We start from the raw sequence: 4,946 nt of genomic DNA on the forward strand, positions 1-4,946 counted from the left end.
GCTCGCCGCCCTGCTCGTGCCGCGGGGGTGGAAACGCCGCGCCGCCGCGGCGTCCCTGCTGCTCGGCCCGCCGCTGACCGCGTGGGCCAAGAACAGACCCGCACTCGATCCCGTCCGCTACACCGCGGCCGCGATCGCCGACGACGTCGCGTACGGCGCCGGCGTCTGGGCCGGCTGCCTGGCCCACCGCACCCTCGAGCCGGTCCGCCCGGCCTTCGTCCGCCGCCCCCTGCGCTTCACCACGAAGGGAACCCGATGAGCACCTGGTTCGAATCCGTCGCCGAGGCCCAGCGCCGCGCGAAGAAACGGCTGCCCGCGTCGGTCTACTCCGCCCTGATCGCCGGTTCGGAGAAGGGCCTCACGCTCGCCGACAACCTCGGCGCGTTCGACGAGCTGCGGTTCGCGCCGCGCACGGCGGGCCACCACGCGCAGCGGCACCTGGGCACGCACGTGCTCGGCCGCGACATCGCGCTTCCCGTGCTGATCTCCCCGACCGGCGTGCAGGCCGTGCACCCCGACGGCGAGGTCGCGGTGGCCAGGGCGGCCGCCGCGCGCGGGACGTCGATCGGGCTGTCCTCCTTCGGCAGCAAGCCGATCGAGGAGGTGGTCGCCGCGAACCCGAACACGTACTTCCAGGTCTACTGGACCGGCACGCGTGACGACATCCGGCGCCGCCTCGACCGCGCCCGCGCCGCCGGGGCCGTCGGCATCATCCTCACCCTCGACTGGTCGTTCTCGCACAGCCGAGACTGGGGCAGCCCGCACATCCCCGAACGGCTGACCCCGCGCGAGCTGCTGCGCTTCGCCCCCGAAGGCATCACCCGCCCGCGCTGGCTCCTGGACTACGTCAAGACGCGGCGGCTGCCCGACCTGGGCGTGCCGAACATGGCTTCACCCGGCGAAGAAGCGCCGACGTTCTTCGGCGCGTACGGCCAGTGGATGCAGACGCCGCCGCCCTCGTGGGAAGACGTGGCCTGGCTGCGCTCGCAGTGGGACGGGCCGTTCCTGCTCAAGGGCGTGATCCGGGTCGACGAGGCGCGCCGCGCGGTCGACGCCGGCGTCAGCGCGCTCTCGGTGTCCAACCACGGCGGCAACAACCTCGACGGCACCCCGGCCACGATCCGCGCGCTGCCGTCGATCGCGGACGCCGTCGGCGACCAGGTGGAAGTCCTGCTGGACGGCGGCATCCGCCGCGGCAGCGACGTGGTGAAAGCGCTGGCGCTGGGGGCGAAGGCGGTCCTGATCGGCCGCGCGTACCTGTGGGGACTGGCCGCCGGCGGGCAGGCGGGCGTGGAGAACGTCCTCGACGTGCTGCGCAACGGGATCGACTCGACGTTGCTGGCGCTGGGCAAGAAGAGCGTCCACGAACTCACCCGGGAGGACGTGGTGGTGCCGGCCGGGTTCACGGCCGAACTCGGTGCCGCGCACGAGCGTGGCCCGGGCTCGTGAGCCCGGGCCACGCCGAGCGGGATCAGTAGCCGTAAACGGTTTCGTAGACCCGCTCGGACGCGTTCGTCGCGACCAAGCCGTTGGCCCACAGCTGGTTCACGCGGCTGCGCTCGGTCGAGTTCGGGAACGCGTTGGTGCAGGACGGGCCGGGGCCGCCACCCGACATCAGCTCCGAGCACGGGCCCGAGTAGTGGTCCGGCAGCCCGAGGGCGTGGCCGGTCTCGTGCGCCGCGATGCGGGTCGGGCTGTACTGGCGGGCCTGGGTGTAGTCGATGAAGATGGTGCCGCTGCCGTGCCCGTTGGTCGAGGCGTAGGACCCGCGGGGGTCGTTGCCCTCGGTGTAGCGCAGGCTCGCGCCGGAGTTGCGCTCGACCAGTCTGACGTTGGTGACGCTGTTGTTCCAGTTGGCGGCACCGGCGTTGATCACCGAGCGGAACGTCGGTGCGCTGGCAGTGCTGTAGTACACCGTCGTGACCGCGGCTTCCTGCTCGGTGGCGGCCGACGCGGTCCCCGCGGCGAGCGGGGTCATGGTCAGGGCGAGCGCGGCTGCGCCGGCCAGGGCGAACTTCCTCGACATCGGAGAACTCCTCGTGGGGACGGGGATTTGCCGGAATTGCGCGCGCTGTCGAGAATTTACCGGGAAGACACCTTCGTCCGGAGCCGACTAACGTAGGGGCCGGTGAGTGGTGATTTACCACCACCTTCGTCGGGTTGACACGGCCGCGGTCAGCTCACCCGGGTCAGCTCCAGGAGCTGCCGCTCCAGCTTCCGCGCCGCCGCGACGTCGATGCCGACACCCCACAGCGGCGCGGTGCTCGCCCCGTCGGCCGCGGCGACCACGAGGGTGACGACGTCCTCGGGCAGCCCGTCGTCGTGGAGTTCGCGGTCCCAGCGCTCGGCGTCCGCGCGCGCCATCGCGCCGATCTCCGGGATCGAGATCAGCTGGGCGATCAGCGCGATGTTCTCCCGGACGGCGACCTCGTCGTGCGAGGTGTCCAGCGACGCGCGGACGTAGGCGCGGGTGAGCCGGCCCGCCGCGGTGTCTTCCGGGTCGAGCGCCGCGTGGACCTCGGCGCGGAAGGTGTCGAGGATGTCCTGGGCGAGCGTGCGCACCAGCGCGTCCTTGGCCGGGAAGTGGTACAGCAGCCCGCCTTTCGACACGCCGGCTTCCCGCGCGATGTCGTCGAGCGACGCCGAGAGCCCGCGCGTGCGGAGGGCGGTCGCGGCCGCGTCGAGCAGCGCCCGGCGGGTTTCTCCGGGGCCGCGTCCGGCTTTGCGAGGCATCCTCAGTCCTTTCCGGACGGAATGGTACGCCAGGCGATCAGCGCGGCGACCGCGGTGACGGCGGCCGCAGCCAGCGACGTGACCTGCATGGCGCCGGTGAAGGCGTCCCGTGCCGCCTGCGCGAGTTCCGACGCCGGGTCGAGCGTGGCCGCGGCCGAAGCCAGGGACTCGCGGACCTCGCCGGGCACGCCGGCGGGCAGGAAAGCGCGGTACACCAAGGTGACCAGCGAGCCGAGGAGCGCGATGCCCAGCGCCGCACCGAGTTCGTAGGCGGTCTCGGAGATCGCCGACGCCGAGCCCGCTTTGTCCCGGGGGACGGCGGACAGCACCGAGTCGACGGTGAGCGTCAGCGCCAGTCCGACGCCGAGGCCGACCGGCACCAGCGTCAGGCCCAGCCACCAGTACCGCGGCGACTCTTCGGCGACCGCGACCAGCGCCAGCCCGAGCGCGGCGATGGCCAGGCCCGCGGCGACGGCGCGGCCCCGCCCGAGCCGTCCGGCGACCACGCCGACCGCGGCCACGACGACGATCGAGGCCAGCGTCGCCGGCATCTCCGCGAGCCCGGCGCGCAGCGGCGAGAAACCCCGGACCAGCTGCAGGTACTGGGAAAAGAAGAACAGCAGTCCCATCAGCGCGAAGACGGCGATGAAGTTCGCGAGCACCGCGCCGCTGAACGCGCCGTTGCGGAACAGGCCGACGTCGATCAGCGGATCGGCCGCCCGCCGCTGACGGCGGACGAACAGCGTCCCGGCGGCGACGCCGAGCACGGCGGCCGCCACCACCTGCGCGTCGAGGCCTTCGCCGACGGCGTGCTTGACCGCGTAGACGAGCGGGACGATCGCCACCATCGACAGCGCGGCCGAGAGCAGGTCGAACCGGCCGGGGTTCGGGTCGCGCGACTCGGGGAGCAGGATCGCGCCGGCGATCAGGAAGACGACGACGACCGGCACGTTGATCAGGAACACCGAGCCCCACCAGTAGTGCTCCAGCAGGGTGCCGCCGACGAGCGGGCCGAGCGCGATGCCGCCGCCGGACCCGGCCGACCAGATCGCGATGGCGCGGGTGCGCTCGCGCGGGTCGGCGAACAGGGTGCGGATGAGCGAGAGCGTCGACGGCATGATCGTCGCGCCCGCGACGCCGAGCAGCAGCCGGGCGACGACGAGCACGCCGGCGGTGGGGGAGAAGGCGGCCAGGACGGAGGCGGCGCCGAACGCGGCCGTGCCGGGGAGCAGCACCTTCTTGCGGCCGAAGCGGTCGGCGAGGTTCCCCGCCGTGACGAGCAGGCCGGCCAGCGCGAGCGAGTAGATGTCGCCGATCCACAGGATCTCGGTGGCGCTCGGCGCGAGTTCGCGGGTCAGCGACGGCACGGCGAGGTAGAGGACGGTGCCGTCGATCGCGAGCAGGAGCACCGCGCCGACGAGCACGCCCAGCGCGGCCCACCGGCGACGGGGGCTGAGGGACGGCTGGATCGGTGCCCGGGTCGTGGTCATGACGGTTACTATACCGTCTGGACGGTACAGTATCGCTGGTGAGCTCAGCCACGGAATGCCGGTCGCGGCCGGGTGGTTGTGGCTACGCTGGAGGAGTCGGGAGGAGCGGGGATGACGGCCGAAGAGCTGATGATCGAGTTCTCCCTGACCCGGCTGGACCACCCGGACCTCGACCTCGAGGAGATCGCGGCACTGGTCGTCCGCCGGGGCGGGCCGGAGCGCGAGCTGGAGTTCGCCTCCCGCAACCTGGCCGACCGCGGCGAACTGCGCGGCGCGGCCTTCCCGACGGCGGTGGAATACGTGCTGCGGGTGGTCCTGACCCTGCGCGGCCCCTCGGACTAGCGCTCGGCCCGGCGGCCCCCAGTGACATGAATGGGTCATTCACTTCGCCGGACGACATGAATGAGTCATTCATGTCGCCGGACGCGAGGGTTTCGGCAAAGTCGCGGCTGCGAGTGAGGATGGGCGGATCGGCCGTGCTGCCCGACTTTGCCGGGGTATGACTGACTCGCGACCGGTCAGGCGCCGCTCACCGCGCGGTGTAGGCCGCGGCGGTCGAAGACCAGCTCGCGGGCCGTGCCCAGTGCCGTCGCGATCGCGCCCGCCAGGACCGCGTCCTCGCCGAGCTGGCCGGCCACGATGTCCGGGACCACCGGGATCGTCGCCGCCAGCGCGCGGCGCATCGGCTCGGCCAGCAGGTCCGCGTTGCCGCCGATGCCGCCG

5 protein-coding genes and 2 pseudogenes are annotated in these 4,946 nt (G+C 72.7%); 3 read left to right on the plus strand and 4 right to left on the minus strand.

Annotated features, from left to right (window positions below):
* Positions 1-259: pseudogene (locus G3I65_RS46855) on the plus strand (mycofactocin system glycosyltransferase); the annotation flags it as partial.
* Positions 256-1,449 carry a pre-mycofactocin synthase MftD gene (gene mftD / locus G3I65_RS46860; RefSeq protein ID WP_160701834.1) on the plus strand — a complete coding sequence of 398 codons (1,194 nt, stop codon included), beginning with the start codon at positions 256-258 and terminating at the stop codon, positions 1,447-1,449. The pseudogene G3I65_RS46855 and the gene mftD, both read left to right, overlap by 4 nt.
* A gap of 22 nt (positions 1,450-1,471) precedes the next feature.
* On the opposite strand, the gene G3I65_RS46865 is transcribed toward mftD, so the two are convergent.
* The 3 genes from G3I65_RS46865 to G3I65_RS46875 all read right to left on the minus strand — a co-directional run bounded on the left by G3I65_RS46865 (position 1,472) and on the right by G3I65_RS46875 (position 4,223).
* Positions 1,472-2,026: a snapalysin family zinc-dependent metalloprotease gene (locus tag G3I65_RS46865; protein WP_160701835.1), complete on the minus strand. Its 555-nt coding sequence runs from the start codon at positions 2,024-2,026 to the stop codon at positions 1,472-1,474.
* A gap of 149 nt (positions 2,027-2,175) precedes the next feature.
* The gene (locus tag G3I65_RS46870) at positions 2,176-2,733 is read right to left on the minus strand and encodes a TetR family transcriptional regulator (protein ID WP_160701836.1); all 558 of its coding nucleotides are present in this window, start codon (positions 2,731-2,733) and stop codon (positions 2,176-2,178) included.
* A gap of 2 nt (positions 2,734-2,735) precedes the next feature.
* A complete protein-coding gene (locus G3I65_RS46875) occupies positions 2,736-4,223 on the minus strand; it encodes an MFS transporter (RefSeq protein ID WP_160701837.1) in 1,488 nt (495 codons plus the stop codon).
* Between the two features lie 111 nt (positions 4,224-4,334).
* Here G3I65_RS46875 and G3I65_RS46880 point away from each other — a divergent pair, with 111 nt between their 5' ends.
* On the plus strand, positions 4,335-4,565 hold the full coding sequence (locus tag G3I65_RS46880; protein ID WP_160701838.1) for a hypothetical protein: 231 nt from the start codon (positions 4,335-4,337) through the stop codon (positions 4,563-4,565).
* A 176-nt stretch (positions 4,566-4,741) separates the two neighbouring features.
* On the opposite strand, the pseudogene G3I65_RS46885 reads toward G3I65_RS46880, so the two are convergent.
* A pseudogene (locus G3I65_RS46885) lies at positions 4,742-4,946 on the minus strand (sugar kinase); the annotation flags it as partial.

The organism is Amycolatopsis sp. SID8362, assembly GCF_010550475.1.
GTDB lineage: Bacteria > Actinomycetota > Actinomycetes > Mycobacteriales > Pseudonocardiaceae > Amycolatopsis > Amycolatopsis eburnea.

Bases quoted from the DNA above. Each gene is read 5' to 3' on its own strand.
- mftD (WP_160701834.1), top strand. From the start codon at position 256: ATGAGCACCTGGTTCGAATCCGTCGCCGAGGCCCAGCGCCGCGCGAAG.
- G3I65_RS46865 (WP_160701835.1), bottom strand. From the start codon at position 2,026: ATGTCGAGGAAGTTCGCCCTGGCCGGCGCAGCCGCGCTCGCCCTGACC.
- G3I65_RS46870 (WP_160701836.1), bottom strand. From the start codon at position 2,733: ATGCCTCGCAAAGCCGGACGCGGCCCCGGAGAAACCCGCCGGGCGCTG.
- G3I65_RS46875 (WP_160701837.1), bottom strand. From the start codon at position 4,223: ATGACCACGACCCGGGCACCGATCCAGCCGTCCCTCAGCCCCCGTCGC.
- G3I65_RS46880 (WP_160701838.1), top strand. From the start codon at position 4,335: ATGACGGCCGAAGAGCTGATGATCGAGTTCTCCCTGACCCGGCTGGAC.